The 17,690-nt window shown below is 59.7% G+C and carries 17 protein-coding genes; 9 read left to right on the top strand and 8 right to left on the bottom strand.

Annotated elements, in window-relative coordinates:
• Positions 1–43: 43 nt before the first annotated feature.
• The 3 genes from secB (at position 44) to cysE (ending at position 2,425) form a co-directional block, all read left to right on the top strand.
• On the top strand, positions 44–511 hold the full coding sequence (secB, locus tag ACOI7Z_RS13225; protein ID WP_002922428.1) for a protein-export chaperone SecB: 468 nt from the start codon (positions 44–46) through the stop codon (positions 509–511).
• Positions 511–1,530, top strand: coding sequence for an NAD(P)H-dependent glycerol-3-phosphate dehydrogenase (gene gpsA / locus ACOI7Z_RS13230; RefSeq protein WP_004205045.1), 1,020 nt, complete (start codon positions 511–513; stop codon positions 1,528–1,530). The genes secB and gpsA overlap by 1 nt, the downstream gene beginning before the upstream one ends.
• Positions 1,531–1,603: 73 nt before the next feature.
• Positions 1,604–2,425, top strand: coding sequence for a serine O-acetyltransferase (gene cysE, locus ACOI7Z_RS13235; RefSeq protein ID WP_002922426.1), 822 nt, complete (start codon positions 1,604–1,606; stop codon positions 2,423–2,425).
• A gap of 102 nt (positions 2,426–2,527) precedes the next feature.
• On the opposite strand, the gene trmL is transcribed toward cysE, so the two are convergent.
• The 5 genes from trmL to ACOI7Z_RS13260 all read right to left on the bottom strand — a co-directional run bounded on the left by trmL (position 2,528) and on the right by ACOI7Z_RS13260 (position 7,357).
• On the bottom strand, positions 2,528–3,001 hold the full coding sequence (gene trmL / locus ACOI7Z_RS13240; RefSeq protein ID WP_023291348.1) for a tRNA (uridine(34)/cytosine(34)/5-carboxymethylaminomethyluridine(34)-2'-O)-methyltransferase TrmL: 474 nt from the start codon (positions 2,999–3,001) through the stop codon (positions 2,528–2,530).
• Between the two features lie 105 nt (positions 3,002–3,106).
• Positions 3,107–4,291 (bottom strand): FMN-dependent L-lactate dehydrogenase LldD, encoded by a 1,185-nt coding sequence (gene lldD / locus ACOI7Z_RS13245; RefSeq protein WP_087848696.1) that lies wholly within the window; start codon positions 4,289–4,291, stop codon positions 3,107–3,109.
• On the bottom strand, positions 4,291–5,064 hold the full coding sequence (gene lldR, locus ACOI7Z_RS13250; protein WP_004205041.1) for a transcriptional regulator LldR: 774 nt from the start codon (positions 5,062–5,064) through the stop codon (positions 4,291–4,293). The genes lldD and lldR overlap by 1 nt, the downstream gene beginning before the upstream one ends.
• On the bottom strand, positions 5,061–6,716 hold the full coding sequence (lldP, locus tag ACOI7Z_RS13255; protein WP_044525040.1) for an L-lactate permease: 1,656 nt from the start codon (positions 6,714–6,716) through the stop codon (positions 5,061–5,063). The genes lldR and lldP overlap by 4 nt, the downstream gene beginning before the upstream one ends.
• A gap of 278 nt (positions 6,717–6,994) precedes the next feature.
• On the bottom strand, positions 6,995–7,357 hold the full coding sequence (locus ACOI7Z_RS13260) for a YibL family ribosome-associated protein (protein WP_002922410.1): 363 nt from the start codon (positions 7,355–7,357) through the stop codon (positions 6,995–6,997).
• 272 nt (positions 7,358–7,629) lie between these two features.
• Between ACOI7Z_RS13260 and ACOI7Z_RS13265 the strand changes: the two genes are divergently transcribed.
• Positions 7,630–7,854, top strand: coding sequence for a hypothetical protein (locus ACOI7Z_RS13265; RefSeq protein WP_002922402.1), 225 nt, complete (start codon positions 7,630–7,632; stop codon positions 7,852–7,854).
• On the opposite strand, the gene mtlR is transcribed toward ACOI7Z_RS13265, so the two are convergent.
• The 3 genes from mtlR to mtlA form a co-directional block, all read right to left on the bottom strand.
• Complete coding sequence (mtlR, locus tag ACOI7Z_RS13270; RefSeq protein WP_002922401.1) at positions 7,843–8,439, bottom strand: mannitol operon repressor MtlR; 597 nt, start codon at positions 8,437–8,439, stop codon at positions 7,843–7,845. The two genes, ACOI7Z_RS13265 and mtlR, sit on opposite strands and share 12 nt — an antisense overlap.
• The gene (mtlD, locus tag ACOI7Z_RS13275) at positions 8,439–9,587 is read right to left on the bottom strand and encodes a mannitol-1-phosphate 5-dehydrogenase (RefSeq protein ID WP_023291346.1); all 1,149 of its coding nucleotides are present in this window, start codon (positions 9,585–9,587) and stop codon (positions 8,439–8,441) included. Before mtlD ends, mtlR begins: the two co-directional genes overlap by 1 nt.
• A 100-nt stretch (positions 9,588–9,687) precedes the next feature.
• The gene (gene mtlA, locus ACOI7Z_RS13280) at positions 9,688–11,595 is read right to left on the bottom strand and encodes a PTS mannitol transporter subunit IICBA (protein WP_044525038.1); all 1,908 of its coding nucleotides are present in this window, start codon (positions 11,593–11,595) and stop codon (positions 9,688–9,690) included.
• A gap of 538 nt (positions 11,596–12,133) precedes the next feature.
• Between mtlA and ACOI7Z_RS13285 the strand changes: the two genes are divergently transcribed.
• The 5 genes from ACOI7Z_RS13285 to selB all read left to right on the top strand — a co-directional run bounded on the left by ACOI7Z_RS13285 (position 12,134) and on the right by selB (position 17,675).
• Positions 12,134–12,502 carry a DUF3302 domain-containing protein gene (locus ACOI7Z_RS13285; protein WP_023291344.1) on the top strand — a complete coding sequence of 123 codons (369 nt, stop codon included), beginning with the start codon at positions 12,134–12,136 and terminating at the stop codon, positions 12,500–12,502.
• A gap of 3 nt (positions 12,503–12,505) precedes the next feature.
• Positions 12,506–13,642, top strand: a complete 1,137-nt coding sequence (locus ACOI7Z_RS13290) for an HlyD family secretion protein (RefSeq protein ID WP_023291343.1) — start codon at positions 12,506–12,508, stop codon at positions 13,640–13,642.
• A 92-nt stretch (positions 13,643–13,734) separates the two neighbouring features.
• Positions 13,735–14,343: a glutathione S-transferase gene (locus tag ACOI7Z_RS13295; protein WP_004152043.1), complete on the top strand. Its 609-nt coding sequence runs from the start codon at positions 13,735–13,737 to the stop codon at positions 14,341–14,343.
• A gap of 105 nt (positions 14,344–14,448) precedes the next feature.
• A complete protein-coding gene (gene selA / locus ACOI7Z_RS13300) occupies positions 14,449–15,837 on the top strand; it encodes an L-seryl-tRNA(Sec) selenium transferase (protein WP_065882884.1) in 1,389 nt (462 codons plus the stop codon).
• On the top strand, positions 15,834–17,675 hold the full coding sequence (selB, locus tag ACOI7Z_RS13305; protein ID WP_086076517.1) for a selenocysteine-specific translation elongation factor: 1,842 nt from the start codon (positions 15,834–15,836) through the stop codon (positions 17,673–17,675). Before selA ends, selB begins: the two co-directional genes overlap by 4 nt.
• Positions 17,676–17,690: the final 15 nt, after the last annotated feature.

A 17,690-nucleotide genomic window follows, 5' to 3' on the forward strand; every position in this document is an offset into this window, starting at 1 on the left:
TGCCGGAAGCGCGTATTTAAGGACAACACGAAAGGGTTTTACTATGTCAGAACAAAACAGCACCGAAATGACCTTCCAGATCCAGCGTATCTATACCAAAGATATCTCTTTTGAAGCGCCGAACGCGCCGCAAGTTTTCCAGAAAGACTGGCAGCCGGAAGTTAAACTTGATCTGGATACCGCCTCCACCCAGCTGGCTGAAGGCGTTTATGAAGTGGTGCTGCGTGTAACCGTGACCGCCGCGCTGGGCGAAGAGACCGCGTTCCTCTGCGAAGTACAGCAGGGCGGTATTTTCTCCATCGACGGCATTGAAGGCACCCAGATGGCGCACTGCCTTGGCGCATACTGCCCGAACATTCTGTTCCCGTACGCGCGCGAGTGCATCACCAGCCTGGTTTCCCGCGGTACCTTCCCGCAACTTAACCTTGCGCCAGTGAACTTCGATGCGCTGTTTATGAACTATCTGCAGCAGCAGGCTGGCGAAGGTGCTGAACAACATCAGGATGCCTGATGAACGCACTTAATGCTGCAATGACTGTGATCGGTGCCGGCTCTTACGGCACCGCTCTTGCCATCACCCTGGCAAGAAATGGCCACCACGTTGTGCTCTGGGGCCATGACCCGAAACATATCGCGACGCTGCAACACGATCGCTGCAACGCCGCGTTTCTTCCCGATGTGCCTTTCCCGGATACGCTGCATCTTGAAAGCGACCTGGCCACCGCCCTGGCCGCCAGCCGCGATATTTTGGTGGTGGTGCCAAGCCATGTGTTTGGTCAGGTGTTACGCCAGATTAAACCGCTGATGCGTCCTGACGCGCGTCTGGTATGGGCGACCAAAGGCCTCGAGGCCGAAACCGGTCGTCTGCTGCAGGACGTGGCGCGTGAAGCGCTGGGCGATGATATCCCGCTGGCGGTGATCTCCGGGCCAACCTTCGCCAAAGAGCTGGCCGCCGGCCTGCCGACGGCGATTTCGCTGGCGGCGACGGATCCGCAGTTTGCCGAGGATCTGCAGCACCTGCTGCACTGCGGCAAGAGCTTCCGCGTCTACATCAATCCGGACTTTATCGGCGTCCAGCTCGGCGGCGCGGTGAAAAACGTCATCGCCATCGGAGCGGGGATGTCGGACGGCATCGGCTTCGGCGCCAATGCGCGGACGGCGCTGATTACCCGTGGCCTGGTGGAAATGTCTCGCCTTGGCGCGGCGCTGGGCGCCGACCCGGAAACCTTTATGGGCATGGCCGGTCTCGGTGACCTGGTGCTCACCTGCACTGACAACCAGTCCCGTAACCGTCGCTTCGGCATGATGCTCGGCCAGGGGATGGACGTGCAAAGCGCCCAGGAAAAGATTGGCCAGGTGGTTGAAGGCTACCGCAATACCAAGGAAGTTCGCGTTCTGGCACAGCGTTTAGGTGTCGAAATGCCAATAACCGAGGAAATTTATCAGGTATTGTATTGCGGAAAAATTGCGCGCGAGGCAGCATTGACCTTATTGGGTCGCGCCCGCAAGGACGAGCGCAGCAGCAATTAGCTTTCCTTTGTCACCTGAATGACCCTGCCAGCGCAGAACTGGCAGGTCATTACCATATCGCCTGGAGTATGCAATGCCGTGTGAAGAACTGGATATCGTCTGGAATAATATTAAAGCCGAAGCCCGGGCTCTGGCGGACTGTGAGCCAATGCTCGCCAGTTTTTACCACGCAACGCTACTCAAGCATGAAAATCTGGGCAGCGCGCTGAGCTATATGCTGGCCAACAAGCTGGCTTCCCCGATTATGCCGGCTATCGCCATTCGCGAAGTGGTGGAAGAAGCCTACGCCGCCGACCCGGAAATGATCGCCTCGGCGGCCTGCGATATTCAGGCGGTGCGCACGCGTGACCCGGCGGTGGATAAATACTCGACGCCGTTGCTCTATCTGAAGGGTTTCCATGCCCTGCAGGCCTATCGTATCGGCCACTGGCTGTGGACTCAGGGCCGGCGTGCGCTGGCGATTTTCCTGCAAAACCAGGTGTCCGTCTCTTTCCAGGTGGATATCCACCCGGCGGCGAAAATCGGCCGCGGGATTATGCTCGACCACGCCACCGGTATTGTGGTTGGCGAAACGGCGGTGATTGAGGATGACGTCTCTATTCTGCAGTCGGTCACCCTCGGCGGTACCGGTAAAACCAGCGGCGACCGTCACCCGAAAATTCGCGAAGGCGTGATGATTGGCGCCGGGGCGAAAATCCTCGGCAATATCGAAGTCGGGCGTGGGGCGAAGATTGGCGCCGGTTCGGTGGTATTGCAGCCGGTTCCGCCGCACACCACCGCCGCAGGCGTGCCGGCGCGTATCGTCGGCAAGCCGGAGAGCGACAAGCCGGCGATGGATATGGATCAGCATTTCAACGGCATCCACCACACTTTCGAGTACGGCGACGGGATTTAACGTCTTGCCCGGTGGCGCTGCGCTTACCGGGCCTACGATCTCTCCCCTCCCAGCATGTCGCCCGGATAAGGCGCGGTGCGCCGCCATCCGGGAAGGGGTCAGTTAGCTGCGCAGCACGGCGCCTGGATACCCCAGCTGCCGCCAGGCCTCGTACACCACCACCGACACCGCGTTTGACAGGTTCATGCTGCGGCTGTCCGGCATCATCGGAATCCGAATTTTCTGCTCCGGCGGCAGGGCATCAAGGATGCTGGCCGGCAGACCGCGGGTTTCCGGACCAAACATCAAGAAATCGCCATCCTGATAGCTCACCGCGCTGTGCGCCGGCGTACCTTTGGTGGTCAGGGCGAACAGACGCTGCGGCTGCGCGCTGGCGATAAACGCCGCGTAATCGGCGTGGCGCTGCACGGCGGTGAACTCGTGATAGTCCAGTCCGGCGCGTCTCAGGCGCTTATCGTCCCAGGTGAAGCCCATGGGCTCAATGATATGCAGACTGAAGCCCGTGTTGGCGCACAGGCGGATAATATTCCCGGTGTTCGGCGGGATCTCTGGTTCGAATAACACGATGTTCAGCATACTGCCCCCTTAATTGCGGGGGGCAGAATAGCAGATATTTGGTCAACCCTCACCCCGGCCCTCTCCCTGAGGGAGAGGGGGAGGGGGAGAGCAAAACGGCGCAGCTTATGCCGCGTTATGCTGCTTCAGCGCATCGAAGGTCTGCAGCGCCTCCGCGTTCTGCACCAGCGAATCACGGCTAATGTCCGCGATGGTTTTTGCGCCGGTCAGGGTCATCGCCACCTTCATCTCTTTCTCGATCAGATTCAGCAGATTCGCCACCCCCTGCTTGCCGTGGGTCGCCAGGGCGTACAGGTAAGCGCGGCCCAGCAGTACGCTGTCGGCGCCCAGGGCGATCATTCGCACGACGTCGAGACCGTTGCGGATGCCGCTGTCGGCGAGAATGGTAATGTCGCCTTTCACCGCGTCGGCAATCGCCGGCAGGGCGCGGGCGGAGGAGAGCACGCCGTCAAGCTGGCGGCCGCCGTGGTTGGAGACCACAATGCCGTCGGCGCCGAAGCGCACCGCGTCGCGGGCGTCCTCCGGGTCGAGGATCCCTTTGATCACCATCGGTCCGTCCCAGAAATCACGGATCCACTCGAGGTCTTTCCATGAAATCGACGGATCGAAGTTATTCGCCAGCCAGCCGATGTAATCCTCCAGGCCGGTCGGCTGGCCGAGATAGGCGGAGATATTCCCCAGATCGTGCGGACGGCCGTTGAGGCCAACGTCCCATGCCCACTGCGGATGGGTGACCGCCTGCCAGTAGCGGCGCAGGGCGGCGTTCGGGCCGCTCATGCCGGAATGGGCGTCGCGGTAGCGGGCGCCGGGAGTCGGCATATCGACGGTAAAGACCAGCGTTGAACAACCCGCCGCCTTCGCGCGCTCCAGCGAATTACGCATAAAGCCGCGGTCGCGCAGAACATACAGCTGGAACCACATCGGCCGCTTGATGGTCGGGGCGACCTCTTCGATCGGACAGACGGAAACGGTGGAGAGGGTAAACGGAATGCCTTTGTCATCCGCTGCGCCGGCGGCCTGCACTTCGCCGCGGCGGGCGTACATTCCGCACAGCCCCACCGGCGCCAGCGCCGTCGGCATCGCCAGCTTCTCGTTGAAGAGGGTGGTCTCGAGGCTCAGGTCCGACATATTGCGCAGAATACGCTGGCGCAGCGCCACGTCGGAAAGGTCCTCGACGTTGCGGCGCAGGGTATGTTCGGCGTAAGCCCCGCCGTCGATATAGTGGAACAGGAACGGCGGCAGGATACGCTGGGCGGCGGCGCGATAGTCGCTGGCGGCGGAAATAATCATCACGAATTCTCCCTGGAATTATCAATAGCATCGCCGGGCAGGCGGGTAATTCGCGCCTGGCGGGCCTGGTCTTCATCAAAACGTTTAATGGTGGCGTGGACAAAACCTAAGTGGGCCATCATCGCCTGGCGCGCCGCCTCGGCGTCGCCGGCGACAATCGCCTCCATGACGGCCTGGTGCTGTTCGGTCAGGCGGGCAAAAACCGGCGGCACCAGATACATCCGCTGACGGCTCTGCTTGACGGAGGAGTGCAGCAGGTCGAAAAAGCCGCGCATGGTTTGCAGGAGCACCACGTTATGCGAGGCTTCGGCGATGGCCAGATGAAAGCGGACGTCCGCCTGCGAGGCGATATCCGGGTCTTCGCTCTGGGTCGCTTCAAAGCACAGGCGAATTTTTTCTTTATCGGCGTCGGTGGCCCGCATCGCCGCGTGCCACGCGGTGCTGGCTTCGATGGCGTGGCGGGCCTCGAGGATGTCGAAGCTGTAGTCAGGGTCATCGGCCAGCAGCGTCTTCAGCGGCTGGACGATGTTTTGCTCCGACCACGGCTCATGCTGGAAGCGGACGAAAGTGCCGCCGCCGCGACGGCTCAGCAGCACCCCTTCATTGACCAGCATCGCCAGCGCTTCGCGCAGGGAATTGCGCGAGACGCCGAGCTGAGCGGCGAGCTGGCGCTCGGCGGGCAGTCGCATGCCCGCCTCCAGCTGTTGTTCTTCAATCAGCGCCCGGACGCGACGCGCCACGTCGTCGGCCAGGCGTTTAGGCATCACTATCACGGTATCATCCAGGTTAAAACGTAGGCCTGCAGCGTAGTGATCAGGCCCACCATGCAGGTGAAGATCAGGCTGTGTTTGACGGTAAAGCGGAACAGATCCGACTCTTTACCCACCAGGCCTACCGCGGCGCAGGCGATGGCGATCGACTGCGGGGAAATCATCTTGCCGGTGACGCCGCCGGTGGTATTGGCCGCGACCAGCAGGATATCGGAGACGCCAATCTGCTGCGCCGCCGTTGCCTGCAGCGCGGCGAACAGGGCGTTAGACGAGGTGTCCGAACCGGTCAGGAATACCCCCAGCCAGCCCAGGAACGGCGAGAAGAAGGTAAACGCGTGGCCGGTATGGGCCAGCGCCAGGGCCAGGGTCGACGACAGCCCGGAGTAGTTGGAGATAAAGGCGAACGCCAGCACCATGCCGATAGAGTAGATCGGCAGCGCCAGGTCCTTCAGCGTTCCGGCGAAGGTGGTCAGCGCGTCTTTCGGCTTCATGCGCAGCCAGACGATGGACAGCAGGGCGGCGAACAGAATGGCGGTGCCGGTTGCCGACAGCCAGTCAAACTTATAGATGGCGGCGTAAGGCGTCGCGGCGCTGACCACCGGCGGCATGCGGGCGACCATTTTGTCGAGGAACGGCACCGAAATATTGATGACGAAGTCATACATCGCGCCGCCCGGTGCGAACAGCGCTTTGAACGGCGGCACGCTCCACAGGGTCACGGTGGCGGTCAGGAACAGGAACGGCGACCAGGCGCGGATCACTTGTCCCGCGGTGTAGCGCGTGCGGGCCAGCGTCATATCCACCTGCGAGGCGCCGATATCGCCAAAGCGGAAGATGCGCACCGGCTGCCAGCGTTTGAGGAACAGGGTCAGGCAGACCAGGGAGACCAGCGATGAGATGATGTCCGGCAGCTCCGGGCCAAGGAAGTTAGAGCTGAGGTACTGGGCGATAGCAAACGAGCCGCCTGCGACCATCACCGCCGGCCAGGTCTCTTTGATGCCCCGCCAGCCGTCCATAATCGCCATGATCCAGAACAGCACGATAATGGTCAGGAACGGCAGCTGGCGGCCCACCATCTGGCCGATGGCGAAGCTGTCGATACCGGTCACCTGACCGGCCACCAGGATCGGGATGCCCATCGCGCCGAAGGCCACCGGCGCGGTGTTGACGATCAGGCACAGGCCTGCGGCATACAGCGGGTTAAACCCGAGGCCGACCAGCAGCGCCGCGGTAATCGCCACCGGCGCGCCAAATCCCGCCGCCCCTTCGAGAAAGGCGCCGAACGAGAAGCCGACGATCAGCATCTGCAGGCGCTGGTCAGGCGTAATCGACAGGATCGACGAGCGGATAATGTCGAACTGTCCGGTCTTCACCGAGATTTTATAGACGAAGACTGCGGCAATAATAATCCAGGCGATGGGCCACAGTCCGTAGAAGAAGCCATACACCACCGAGGCCAGGGCGCGATCCACCGGCATTTTATAGAACAGCAATGCGACGGCCAGGGCGATCGCAACGGTCCAGGTAGCGGCGAGATAGCCTTTCAGTTTGAGCTTTATCAGCGCAAAAAAGAAAAACAGAATCGGTAGCGATGCGATAAGACTGGATAACCAGATATTACCGGCGGGATCGTAGTTTTGTTGCCAGAGATTCATGCAGGGTCTCCATCGGGCCGCCAGGACGGGGAGCTGAGTCTGCGCTCTTTGCCGACCCGTCGTAGGTAAAATTGGCCCGGCCAATTAGGGATAGCAGGGTTGATGACAACGAATGGTTAACCAGATGTTACTCTTAGGCAACGGGTTTGTGATGTATTTTGATGGATTTGTGAACTGCCGGGGGTAGATAAAATTATTGGTTGGACCAATCGGCCGGAGAGGGAACGAAAAAGGGGGGGAGGACAGAATAACCCTCTCCGAACGGAGAGGGCTGGGGATCAGAATTCGCTGCGGGCGAAACCGGTCATCTCTTTCAGGCCCATTTCCCGGCCCAGGGCGGTCATCGGATGGACGACCACCAGGCCGCGGACGCTTTTCTTCAGCTTGCCCATATCGGCCTGCTCTTTTTTGGTAATCGCGCGGCGGAACGGCAGGCTCATCAGCTTCTGTGCCTCTTTGCTCAGCTTCTGGCTCTGGACGGAACGCAGACGTTCAATCTCCGTTTCCAGAGTGGCTTTTTCTTTCTCCAGCTCCGCGTATTTATCGGCGGCTTCCACCAGCGACAGCTCGGCCTGCTGGTGGCGGATGGCGTCGAGACGATCGCTCAGACGTTTGATTTCATTCTTTTCGACTTCTTTCATGGTGATTTGATCTGTTAAAAAAGGGGCTTCATTCGCCTATAGTATGTGCCGTGACCGCTATTGTTGATAGCTATTTATCAAAAATTCGCCGTTTATCGCCGTCAGAATACGATACCTTAATCTGCTAATAATTTGAATTTTATAATTATTCCTTCCGATACCCGCGCTAATTTCATTTCTGTGAAGCCTGTCGGCAGATAAGCACGTTTTCCTTAACCCACGCCGGTGAATTGGCTAATGCTTAATCAGATTATTCCCAAAAGGAGGACGTGATGGCAAAGATCGGCGACGGCGTACCACGTTTAATCGACAAAGCGGTTGATTTTATGGCTTCCAGTCAGGCGTTTATGGAGTATTTGAAAAAGTCTCCGCGGCTGCAGCATGTACCGCGAGATATCCCTCAGGATAAGGAAGCGTTGTTTCTGCAGCGTCTGGAATATTATCGTCAGCTTTACCGGCCGACCTGCGACCAGACGGAGCCGGAATCAGAGCGTTGATTTCTGGAAGGCTTTTTTTAAGCTGATTCGTGAAATCAGCTCAGTCAGGGACAACACCATCGTTGAACGCACCATCTGCTGGTAACGCAGTTTCTGCATTGCCAGCAGTTCGGCGTCGCTGTCATCAAACTGCGGCGTTGGCGGCAGGGCGGCGACGCAGTGCAGTTCGCCGAACGGACCGATAATTTCGTCGTCGGTAAAGCTGTACTCATTGCCGTCGTGATTAAGCTCTTCGCGCAGGGCCATCAGCAGCTCGGCGTCTTCATATTCGGCACGACTTATCACCCCAAGGCCATAAATCAGCTTCAGGCGTACTGAGAGATCGCCGAGCGGCCCGCTGCCCTCCAGCAAGGGCTCGACGGCGTATTTCACCGCGTAGTCGTCTTTACGGAACACCTGAAGCACCAGAATATTGACCGCTTCCGTTAACAGCTCGACGGTGGCGATCAGGAAGCTTCGTACGGTTTTGCCAGCATTCAGACGCTCAAGCACACGGTTTTCAAATGCTTGTGTTTCTTCCATCATTGCCTGCATATCTGACAGGAGTCGTAATGGGCGCGACGTCGGCCGCGCCAGGTTGTGCATCATTTTACCGCGTTGTAGTCGTTAACGGCCTCCGCGACGACATCGCTTGCCGCGTCAAGGCCGGAAATCTGCGCCAGCGCGGCCTGCGGCCCTTTGTCGGCGATCAGTGTCGCCAGCTCCTGCGCCTGCGGATCGTCTTCGCTACGGAAATGCATCGCCGCCGCAATCCCTTTCACCAGATTGCGGTGCGGCAGGCCGTATTCCAGCGTACCCAGCAGCGGCTTAATTAAACGGTCGCCGGCGCTCAGTTTGCGCAGCGGCTGACGGCCAACGCGCTCGACATCGTCTTTCAGGTACGGGTTCTCGAAACGGCCAAGAATTTTCTGGATATAAGCCGCGTGCTTCTGCGGGTCAAAGGCGTAGCGTTTGATCAACACCGCGCCGCTCTCCTCCATCGCGCCCTGCACGACGGCCCGAATTTTCTCGTCGAGTATCGCGTCGCGAATCGTCTGGTGGCCCGCCAGTTTTCCGAGGTAGGCGGTTATAGCATGCCCGGTGTTCAAGGTGAAGAGCTTGCGTTCGACAAATGCCATCAGGTTATCAGTTAATTCCATTCCCGGGATGGTCGGCAGTTCGCCCTTGAACTGGGTTTTATCGACGATCCATTCGCTGAAGGTTTCCACGGTGACTTCCAGCGGGTCATGGGTAGCGGACGCCGATGGCGGCACAATACGGTCAACGGCGGAGTCGACGAAGCCGATATGGGTTTCCACCCACGCTTTATCTTCCTCCGCCAGAGCGTTAAATACGTGGCCTTTTAACTGCGTGGTGCCGCGCACCATGTTTTCGCAGGCGATAATGTTCAGCGGGCGTTCAGTGCCCTGCGCCTTGCGCTTCGCCAGCCCTTTGGCGATGGCCGGGGCGATGCGCTCAAGAACGACGGGACCGACGGCGGTGGTCACCAGGTCGACGCTGGCGATCAACTCCACTACCTCGTCGCCAATGCTGCTGACGGCATTCACGCCGGAGACGGTATCCACCTGCTCATTTTCGCCAACGACGTGAACCTGGTAGCTATGACGGGCATTCAGGGCATCAAGTACGGTCTGATTGACATCGGCAAACGTCAGGTCGATGCCCGCGTCAGCCAGCAGTTTACCGATAAAGCCACGTCCGATATTACCTGCGCCAAAATGTAATGCTTTCATAGTATTAACCTTCAATTAATGTTTTTACCTGAGAGGGCTGGGGTGAGGCTTTTTCCCTCACCCCAACCCTCTCCCAAAGGAGAGGGTTGGATAGCGCTGATTATTTATTCAGCAGCGCCAGTACGTCGTCGACGCTGGTGGTGTTCGCCAGGCGCTCAATCACCGTTTCGTCATCCAGCGCGTTGGTCAGGCTGGTAATCACCTGAATGTGCTCGTTGTTGCGGGCGGCGATGCCGATCACCAGGCGGGCAACATCGTCTTCATCTTCCCCAAAGCGCACCCCTTCCGGGTACTGGCAGAAGACGACGCCGGTTTTCAGCACGCGGTCTTTCGCTTCGATGGTGCCGTGCGGCACCGCGATGGACTCGCCGAGATAGGTCGAGGTCAGTTTTTCGCGGTCCAGCATCGCCTGCACATATTCCGGCTCGACGTAGCCGCCTTTCACCAGCTGCTCGCCGGCGAAGCGAATGGCTTCTTCTTTGGTGGCCGCTTTGCGACCGAGGAAGATGTTATCCGCACCCAGCTTGAACAGGTTTTTGTCCGTATCATCAAAGCTGTCTTTCAGGCTATCGGTGACTTTGACTTCGTTGTCGATGTGGCGCTGGGCCGCCACCAGACGCTCGGTCAGGCTGGTGTACAGACCGCTGTCGAGGAAGTTGGTCAGCGAAATATGCTGCGCCTGCGGTACCTGGCGCATGGCGCGCTCGGTCAGGTCTCGGTGGGTGATCACCAGGTCAACATCCGGCGGCAGATTATTGATGGCGCTGTTGGTGACCGAGATGTTGCTCAGGCCGGCATCCTGCACTTTCTTGCGCAGTACCCCGGCGCCCATGGCGCTGGAGCCCATCCCGGCGTCGCAGGCGACGATGATTTTACGCACATGGCTCAGGTCGTTGGTGACATTGCCAGCCGCCAGCGGGTTGGCGCCTTTGGATTCCGCTTTCATGTCATGCATACGACGGGTCGCGGCTTCGATATCGTCTTCTTCTTTGACTTTGCTGGTCTTGAGCAGAACCGCAGAGACGACGAAGGAGACCGCCATCGCGGCGATAATGGCTGCGATGTTCGCGAAGTAGGCCCCTTTCGGCGTCATCGCCAGCACCGCCAGGATAGAGCCCGGGGAAGCCGGAGAGACCAGACCGCCGTTGAGGATGGTCAGGGTGAAGACACCGGTCATCCCGCCGAGGATAACGGCCAGGATCAGACGTGGGTTCATCAGCACGTACGGGAAGTAGATTTCATGGATACCCCCCAGGAAGTGGATGATAGCCGCCCCGCCTGCAGACTGTTTAGCGCTGCCGCGGCCAAAGAACATGTACGCCAGCAGAACGCCCATCCCCGGACCCGGGTTAGCTTCAATCAGGAAGAAGATGGATTTACCCAGCTCGTGGGACTGCTGAATACCCAGCGGCGAGAAGATACCGTGGTTGATGGCGTTATTGAGGAACAGGATTTTTGCCGGTTCCACGAAGATAGACGCCAGCGGCAGCATGTCGTGCGCCACCATGAAGTTAACGCCAGCCGCCAGAATTTTCGACAGAACTTCTACCGCCGGGCCGATGCCGAGGAAGGCGAGAATGGCGAGGATCATCCCGATGATGCCGGCGGAGAAGTTATTCACCAGCATTTCAAAACCGGATTTGATCTTACCGTCTACCCAGTTATCGAATTTCTTGATGCAGTAGCCGCCCAGCGGGCCGGCGATCATGGAGCCGAGGAACATCGGCATATCCGCGCCGACGATAACGCCCATGGTGGTGATCGCCCCGACCACGCCGCCACGTTCGCCGCCGACTAATTTACCGCCGGTGTAACCGATCAGCAGCGGCAGCAGGTAGGTGATCATCGGACCGACCAGCTTCGCCAGCGTTTCGTTTGGCAACCACCCTGTCGGAATGAAAAGCGCGGTGATGATACCCCACGCGATAAACGCGCCGATATTCGGCATCACCATATTGCTGAGAAAACGACCAAAGCTTTGCACTTTGATCTTGATATCGGATGACATAAAACACCCCTTCTTCTGTTTTGCGTATCGCGCAGGCTAAAAGCCCGAGGTTTGTTGTTAATGTGGCGGCAGAGGTAGCCGGGCCCTGATTGATAGTGCGAAATCTGGCACTGAATCGTTTAGCTGTCCAGCCAGCGCCCTTAAGTGTGAGTTAGATCACATGAATATAGGGGGCGGAGAGGGTTTTGTAGTGATTGCGATCACATAATGGCTGTGTAAAAAAACAACAGACCGCCGTTTTAGTCGCTAATCTGCGTTTTTGTGTGATATTTGTCACAATTTTGTTTCGTGTTTTTGTTGTTTGTTTGTGATTTTGATCACAAAGAATTTCACAGTGGATTTTTGCCGCTGTGATCTCGGCCCGGTTTTGCGGCCAGGGCGAGGCGGCGCTGTAACTAAGCAACCATGTTTGTTAAATAACTTTTTTCCGCCGGATGGCAAAAATGAAAGGGGTGAATTATGCTCAAATCAGCGGTCCGGATATCAGTGGGCCGTGATTAAAATTCATATAAATTATTAGCGTAAAGCCGAGGGAATTATGTTTCTCAATTATTTTGCGCTGGGCGTTCTGATCTTCGTTTTTCTGGTCATTTTTTATGGGATTATCATTATTCACGATATTCCCTATTTAATTGCCAAAAAACGCAACCACCCCCATTCCGATGCTATTCATGTCGCCGGATGGGTCAGTCTTTTTACTCTCCACGTCATCTGGCCATTTTTATGGATATGGGCCACGCTGTACCGGCCTGAGCGCGGTTGGGGCATGCAGCATAAGGCGAATACGGACCCCGACGAACCTGAAAAAGAGACGGATATACAACAGCTTCGCCAACGACTGAGCGACCTTGAACATCAGGTGGCGGCCATCCAGCGGCCACAGTCCACCGCTGCGGCGGAGAAATAAACTATGGATCTGTTGATCATTTTGACCTACGTGGCCATCGCCTGGTCGATATTTAAAATCTTCAAAATACCGGTTAATAAATGGACGGTTCCCACCGCGGCGCTGGGGGGCGTATTTATTGTTAGCGCGCTTATTTTATTAATGAACTATAACCACCCTTACACCTTTCTGGCGCAAAAGGCGGTAATATCTATTCCTATTACGCCGCAGGTGACCGGGGTCGTCAGCAGCGTCACCGACAAAGCGAATCAGCGCGTCGAAAAGGGCGAGGTGTTATTTACCATTGACCCGGCGCGCTACCAGGCGCGGGTCGATCGCCTGCAGGCCGACCTGGTGACAGCGCTGCACAGTATTAACACCCTCAAGGCGCAGCTCTCTGAAGCCCAGGCCAACACCACCCGCGTGTCGGCGGAACGCGATCGCTTATACAAGGACTATCAGCGCTACCTGAAAGGGAGCCAGGCGCGGGTGAATCCGTTCTCGGAAAGCGACATCGATAACGCCAGGCAGAATTATCTGGCCCAGGATGCGCTGGTCAAGGCGTCGGTGGCGGAGCAGGCGCAGATCCAGAGCCAGCTGGATAGCATGATCAACGGCGAACAGTCGCAAGTGGCCAGCCTGCGCGCCCAGCTGGCGGAGGCGAAATATAATCTCGATCAGACCACCGTGCGGGCGCCCAGCGATGGGTATATCACTCAGGTGTTGATCCGTCCGGGGACCTACGCCGCCTCGCTGCCGCTGCGGCCGGTGATGGTGTTTATCCCCGAGCAAAAACGGCTGATCGTCGCCCAGTTCAGGCAAAATTCGCTGTTAAGGCTGGAGAAGGGCGACGACGCGGAAGCGGTGTTTAATGCCCTGCCCGGACAGGTGTTCCACGGTAAACTGGTGAGCATTTTACCGGTGGTGCCTGGGGGGACCTATCAGGCGCAGGGGGCGTTGCAGTCGCTGACCGTGACGCCGGGCAGCGATGGCGTACTGGCGACCATCGAGCTCGATCCGAATGCCGAAATTGATGCGCTACCCGATGGCATCTACGCTCAGGTGGCGGTCTACTCCGACCATTTCGCCCACGTTTCGGTGATGCGTAAAGTGCTGCTGCGCATGACCAGCTGGATGCACTACCTCTATCTCGACCATTAATGCGATCGGCGGCAGGTTGAGCGGGAGGCTCACCTGCCTTTTACCTCGCCCTGAGCCATACTCATATCTTTGTTGGCGATAAGGAGCAGGCTATGAAACTGATCGGCAGCTACACCAGTCCCTTTGTGCGCAAAATATCAGTGATCCTGCTGGAAAAGCGCATCCCTTTTGAGTTTGTCAACGAATCCCCCTACAGCGAAAGCAACGGCGTGGCGCGCTATAACCCGCTGGGCAAAGTGCCGGCGCTGGTGACGGATGACGGCGAATGCTGGTTTGACTCCCCGGTTATCGCCCAGTATCTCGAGCTGCTGGGCGTGGCGCCGCCGATGATCCCCGCCGATCCCAGAGCCGCTCTCAGGATGCGCCAGCTAGAGGCGCTGGCGGATGGGGTGATGGAGGCCGCCCAGGCGCTGGTGCGCGAAAAGGCTCGCCCCGCGGCCCAACAGTCAGAGCAAGAGCTGCTCCGCCAGCGGGAGAAAGTGGCGCGCGGCCTCGACAGGCTGGAAGCCTGCGCGGCGGACGGGACGCTGCGCGGCGACGAGGTCAATCTGGCGACCATCTCCACGGCCTGCGCCATCGCCTACCTGAACTTTCGCCGGGTGGCGCCGGGCTGGTGCGCCACCCGGCCGCAGCTGGTGAAGCTGGTGGATGCGCTGTTCCAGCGCGCCAGCTTTGCGCGCACCGAACCGCCGCGGACTTGACCCAGGCAGGTAACAGTTTGCGCAAGGAGGCGTTACAATCGCCGCTGATTGTTGACTCCCTCTCCCGTCGGGAGGGGGGAAAATAACTTACCGCCAGGCCCATTGATGACTACCGAAATTCGTGCGCTTTATACCCGGCTTCCGGCCATTGACCGCTTACTCCGCGACCCCGCTTTTTCCTCCCTGCTGGCGCAGCACGGCCATTCGCAGGTGGTGACGCAGCTGCGCCAGATGCTGGACGAGGCGCGGGAACAGATCCGCCAGTGTCAGACACTGCCTGACTGGAGCCATGACTGGCTGAGCGCCTGCGCGCAGCGGCTGACCGCCAGAAGGCAGAGCGCCCTGCGTCCGGTGTTTAATCTCACCGGTACGGTGCTGCACACCAATCTCGGGCGCGCCATCCAGGCTGAGGCGGCGGTGGAGGCGGTCGCCAGCGCGATGCGCGCGCCGGTGACGCTCGAATATGATCTCGACGACGCCGGGCGCGGCCATCGCGATCGCGCCATTGCCGATCTGCTGTGCCAGATCACCGGCGCGGAAGATGCCTGTATCGTGAACAACAACGCGGCAGCCGTTCTGCTGATGCTGGCGGCCACCGCCAGCGGCAGGGAGGTGGTGGTCTCCCGCGGCGAGCTGGTGGAGATCGGCGGGGCGTTCCGCATCCCCGACGTAATGCGTCAGGCAGGTTGTCAGCTGCACGAAGTGGGCACCACCAACCGCACCCATGCCAAAGACTATCGCCAGGCGGTGAATGACAATACCGCCCTGCTGATGAAGGTCCACACCAGCAACTACAGCATTGAAGGCTTTACCAAAGCCGTCGACGAAGCGGAGCTGGCGGTCATCGGCCGCGAGCTGGACGTCCCGGTGGTGGCCGACCTGGGCAGCGGGTCGCTGGTGGATCTCAGTCAGTATGGCCTGCCGAAGGAGCCGATGCCGCAGGAGATGATCGCCGCCGGGGTGAGCCTGGTCAGTTTCTCCGGCGACAAACTGCTCGGCGGCCCGCAGGCTGGAATTATCGTCGGCAAACGCGCGCTGATTGCCCGCCTGCAAAGCCATCCGCTGAAGCGGGCCCTGCGCGCGGATAAAATGACCCTCGCGGCGCTGGAAGCCACGCTGCGCCTCTATCAGCATCCGGAAGCGCTGCGGGACACCTTACCGACGCTGCGCCTGCTCACCCGCCCGGCGGACGAAATCCGCCGGCAGGCCGAACGTCTGCAGCCTGCCCTGGCGGCACACTATGCTGATTTTGCCGTCAACGTGGCAGCCTGCCAGTCGCAGATTGGCAGCGGCTCGTTACCTGTCGACCGTCTGCCTGGCGCGGCGTTGACCTTTACCCCGCATGACGGCCGCGGCAGCCGGCTGGAGGCGCTGGCGGCCCGCTGGCGCGCGCTGCCGTGCCCGGTGATTGGCCGCATTTATGACGGTCGGCTCTGGCTGGACCTGCGCTGTCTGGAAGATGAAACCCGGTTTATGGAGATGTTGTTACGATGATTATTGCCACCGCTGGACATGTTGACCACGGCAAAACGACGCTGCTGCAGGCGATAACCGGCGTAAATGCCGATCGTCTGCCGGAAGAGAAAGCGCGGGGAATGACGATCGATCTCGGCTATGCCTACTGGCCGCAACCGGACGGGCGGGTGCTGGGGTTTATTGACGTGCCCGGGCACGAAAAGTTTTTGTCCAACATGCTGGCGGGGGTGGGAGGGATCGACCATGCGCTGCTGGTGGTGGCCTGCGATGACGGCGTGATGGCGCAAACCCGCGAACACCTGGCGATCCTGCAGCTGACCGGAAAGCCGACGCTGACGGTGGCCCTCACCAAGACGGACCGCGTGGCGGCCGCCAGGGTGGCGGAGGTTCAGGCGGAGGTCGAGCAGACCCTGCGCGAACTGGGCTTTGACGCCGCCGCTTTCTTCCCCACCGCGGCGGTGGAAAACATCGGTATTGCCGAACTGCGCAGCCATCTGCTGCAGCTTGCGGAGCGCCCCCATCCACAGCAGCGGCGTTTTCGCCTGGCGCTGGATCGCGCCTTTACCGTCAAAGGGGCGGGGCTGGTGGTCACCGGGACGGCGCTCTCCGGCGAAGTTCGGGTCGGGGATACTTTGTGGCTCACCGGCGTCAACACGCCGATGCGCGTCCGCGGCCTGCATGCCCAGAATCAAGCGGTTGAGCAGGCGCACGCCGGGCAGCGCATTGCGCTGAATATTGTCGGCGATGCGCAGAAAGAGGCATTGCACCGCGGCGACTGGCTGCTCTCCTCACCGCCGCCGGAGCCTGCAGAGCGGGTGATTGTCGAACTGCAGTGCCATACGCCGCTCAGCCAGTGGCAGCCGCTGCATATTCACCACGCTGCCAGCCACATCACCGGCCGGGTGTCGCTCCTGGAGGGCGGCCTGGCGGAGCTGGTGCTGGATACTCCGCTGTGGCTGGCGGATAACGACCGGCTGGTGCTCCGCGATATCTCCGCTCGCTTGACGCTGGCCGGCGCACGGGTGGTGACGCTGGATCCCCCGCGCCGCGGCAAGCGTAAACCGGAGTATCTGCAGTGGCTGCACGCCCTGGCGGCGGTCGGCGCTGACGATGCGCAGGCCCTGGAGCTGCATCTGCAGCGGGACGCCGTCCGGCTTGAGCGCTTCGCCTGGGCGCGGCAGCTGAGTGAAGCCGGAATGGCGGCCTTGATCCAGCGACCGGACTATCTGCAGGCCGGACAGCGCCTGCTTAGTGCGCCGCTTGCCGCCCGCTGGCAGCGAAAATTGCTGGATGCCCTGGCGCGCTACCATGAGCAGCATCGCGACGAGCCGGGCCCTGGCCGGGAGCGCCTGCGCCGCATCGCGCTGCCGATGGAAGAGGAAGCGCTGGTGCTGCTGCTGATTGAGCAGATGCGCGAGAGCGGATTAGTCCACAGCCATCACGGCTGGCTGCATCTGCCCGAGCATAAAGCCGGGTTTACCGACGAGCAGCAGGCGGTCTGGCGGAAGGTGGAGACCCTGTTCGGCGATGATCCCTGGTGGGTGCGCGATCTCGCGCGCGAAGTCCATGTTGAAGAGTCCCTGATGCGCGCGGTGCTGCGCCAGGCGGCGCAGCAGGGGATGATTACCGCGATCGTCAAAGATCGTTACTACCGCAACGATCGCATTGTGCAGTTCGCCCAGCGGGTGCGCGAGCTGGATCAGCTGCGCGGCTCAACCTGCGCGGCGGATTTTCGCGATACCTTAAACGTAGGGCGGAAGCTGGCGATCCAGATCCTCGAGTATTTCGATCGGATTGGCTACACCCGCCGTCGCGGCAACGATCATATCCTGCGCGATAAAGCATTGTTTCTTTAATCATTAACGCCTGCT

The organism is Klebsiella sp. C283 (assembly GCF_048822555.1).
GTDB lineage: Bacteria > Pseudomonadota > Gammaproteobacteria > Enterobacterales > Enterobacteriaceae > Klebsiella > Klebsiella quasipneumoniae.

What these genes read in the sequence shown, in the direction of transcription:
- ACOI7Z_RS13265 (WP_002922402.1), top strand. Translation starts at nt 7,630, where the DNA reads ATGGCAAAGATCGGCGACGGCGTACCACGTTTAATCGACAAAGCGGTT.
- secB (WP_002922428.1), top strand. Translation starts at nt 44, where the DNA reads ATGTCAGAACAAAACAGCACCGAAATGACCTTCCAGATCCAGCGTATC.
- selB (WP_086076517.1), top strand. Translation starts at nt 15,834, where the DNA reads ATGATTATTGCCACCGCTGGACATGTTGACCACGGCAAAACGACGCTG.
- lldP (WP_044525040.1), bottom strand. Translation starts at nt 6,716, where the DNA reads ATGAATCTCTGGCAACAAAACTACGATCCCGCCGGTAATATCTGGTTA.
- cysE (WP_002922426.1), top strand. Translation starts at nt 1,604, where the DNA reads ATGCCGTGTGAAGAACTGGATATCGTCTGGAATAATATTAAAGCCGAA.
- ACOI7Z_RS13285 (WP_023291344.1), top strand. Translation starts at nt 12,134, where the DNA reads ATGTTTCTCAATTATTTTGCGCTGGGCGTTCTGATCTTCGTTTTTCTG.
- trmL (WP_023291348.1), bottom strand. Translation starts at nt 3,001, where the DNA reads ATGCTGAACATCGTGTTATTCGAACCAGAGATCCCGCCGAACACCGGG.
- mtlR (WP_002922401.1), bottom strand. Translation starts at nt 8,439, where the DNA reads ATGCACAACCTGGCGCGGCCGACGTCGCGCCCATTACGACTCCTGTCA.
- mtlA (WP_044525038.1), bottom strand. Translation starts at nt 11,595, where the DNA reads ATGTCATCCGATATCAAGATCAAAGTGCAAAGCTTTGGTCGTTTTCTC.
- ACOI7Z_RS13295 (WP_004152043.1), top strand. Translation starts at nt 13,735, where the DNA reads ATGAAACTGATCGGCAGCTACACCAGTCCCTTTGTGCGCAAAATATCA.
- ACOI7Z_RS13290 (WP_023291343.1), top strand. Translation starts at nt 12,506, where the DNA reads ATGGATCTGTTGATCATTTTGACCTACGTGGCCATCGCCTGGTCGATA.
- selA (WP_065882884.1), top strand. Translation starts at nt 14,449, where the DNA reads ATGACTACCGAAATTCGTGCGCTTTATACCCGGCTTCCGGCCATTGAC.
- mtlD (WP_023291346.1), bottom strand. Translation starts at nt 9,587, where the DNA reads ATGAAAGCATTACATTTTGGCGCAGGTAATATCGGACGTGGCTTTATC.
- lldD (WP_087848696.1), bottom strand. Translation starts at nt 4,291, where the DNA reads ATGATTATTTCCGCCGCCAGCGACTATCGCGCCGCCGCCCAGCGTATC.
- ACOI7Z_RS13260 (WP_002922410.1), bottom strand. Translation starts at nt 7,357, where the DNA reads ATGAAAGAAGTCGAAAAGAATGAAATCAAACGTCTGAGCGATCGTCTC.
- gpsA (WP_004205045.1), top strand. Translation starts at nt 511, where the DNA reads ATGAACGCACTTAATGCTGCAATGACTGTGATCGGTGCCGGCTCTTAC.